This is a genomic window from Haladaptatus sp. (genome assembly GCF_049589095.1).
In the GTDB taxonomy this organism is placed as follows: domain Archaea; phylum Halobacteriota; class Halobacteria; order Halobacteriales; family Haladaptataceae; genus Haladaptatus.
On the sequence record NZ_JBAWAC010000151.1, the window covers coordinates 1 to 1,656 of the forward strand.

The window sequence follows — 1,656 nt, forward strand, 5'->3', positions numbered from 1 at the left end:
TCATCGCGAAGGTCAGGTCGCGACCGAATGCGGCCATGAACGCGATGACCAGCACGAGGAACGGAATCGCGTACAGGGTCTCCGCGAACCGCATCAGTACGTCGTCGGTCCATCCGCCGTGGTAGCCCGCGACCGCGCCGAGGAGCGTTCCGCAGATGAGCCCGAAGCCGGTCGAGACGATGCCGACCTGCATGGCGATGCGCGAACCGTAGACGAGTCGAACGAGGATGTCCCGGCCGCGGTGGTCCGTCCCGAGCGGGTACTGTGCCAGCCCCTTCCCGAAGACGTTGCTCGTTCCCATCGGGGGACGCAGAATCTTGGCGCTCGTCGGGTCGTTGAGCGGGTTGTGCCAGAAGCTGCTCACGATGGCGTAGTTGAACAGCTTCGCGTCGATCCACGCGAACGCCGCGAGAAACAGGATGAACCCGATGATGTAGAGGCCGATCCTCGCGGTGGTGTCCCGTCGAACCTGTTCGACCGTGTACCGCCAGCCGACGCGGGCCTCGACTTTCGTCTCGCTCTCTTGCTCCTCGGTTCGCTGTGTTGTGCGGATGTTTTCCGTGCTTGTTTCTCCAGTTGCCATGTCAGTCCACCTCGTCGTAACTCACTCGTGGGTCGATGTACGCGTAGGAGATGTCGGTGAGAACGACACCGACGACGAACGTCAAACCGAAGAAGATCGTCGTCCCCATGATCAGCGGATAATCCTGATTGTTGACCGCCGTGATAATGAGCCGCCCCATTCCATTGATGTTGAACACCGTCTCGGTCAGCACCGCCCCGCCGAGCGCGGAGGTAAGCTGTAGCCCGACAACCGTGATGACCGGCAGTTGGGCGTTCCGAAACGCGTGTTTCCGGACGATTTTGCCCTCCGCGACGCCGTAGGCGCGCGCCAACTTCACGTACTCCTGTTGGAGCACTTCGAGCATCGAGGAGCGCTCGATACGCATGACTGCGGCCATCTGGAGCGTTCCGAGCGTTATCGCCGGGAGCAACAGATGCGTGCACGTCTGCCAGAGCACGTCCAGACGTGAGGACGCGTGTTCGACCGAACTCGGGTTCGCCCATGGAAGGACGAGACCCGTCGCAGGTAACCATTTCAGATAGTAGGCGAAGACGATGATGAGCATCAGGCCGATCCAGAAGTCAGGCGTGCTGACGCCGATGAGTGCGGCGATACGCGTGGCGTGATCGGTCGGCTGGTTGCGTCGATTCGCGGAGATGATGCCGAGCGGAATCGCCACGACCAGCGCGAAGATGAAGCTCGACAGCATGAGCAGAAGCGTCACCGGAAGCCGCTGCATTATCTTCGTCGTCACCGGAGTTCGGTAGTAGATGCTCTCGCCGAGGTTCCCCTGTGCGACGGAGGTGAGGTAGTTGACGTAACGCACCGGAAGCGGCTGGTTCAATCCGTACTGGGCGCGTATCTGGTCGACCATCTCGGCGCTCGGCGATGGCCCGAGCATGATCTGAACGGGGTCGCCCGGAATCGCGTTCGTCAAAAGGAACGTGATCGTCACGATGCCGAGCAGTACCGGAATGGCCTGTAGTAAGCGTCGAATCGTATAGCGAAGAATTCCCATGTGTATTGTCGTTGAATCGTATCGAAAGGGGGTGTCGCGTTACTGCTTCCCGATGGAAGCGTTGGTGTACTGC

2 protein-coding genes are annotated in these 1,656 nt (G+C 60.5%); both read right to left on the minus strand.

Annotated elements, in window-relative coordinates; genetic code table 11:
• Positions 1-583, minus strand: a 583-nt coding sequence (locus tag WBV42_RS05215) for an ABC transporter permease (RefSeq protein ID WP_423985083.1), incomplete at its 3' end; no start/stop codon positions are given.
• A 1-nt stretch (position 584) separates the two neighbouring features.
• Positions 585-1,583 (minus strand): ABC transporter permease, encoded by a 999-nt coding sequence (locus WBV42_RS05220; RefSeq protein WP_423985084.1) that lies wholly within the window; start codon positions 1,581-1,583, stop codon positions 585-587.
• Positions 1,584-1,656 lie beyond the last annotated feature (73 nt).

What these genes read in the sequence shown, in the direction of transcription:
- WBV42_RS05220 (WP_423985084.1), bottom strand. Translation starts at nt 1,583, where the DNA reads ATGGGAATTCTTCGCTATACGATTCGACGCTTACTACAGGCCATTCCG.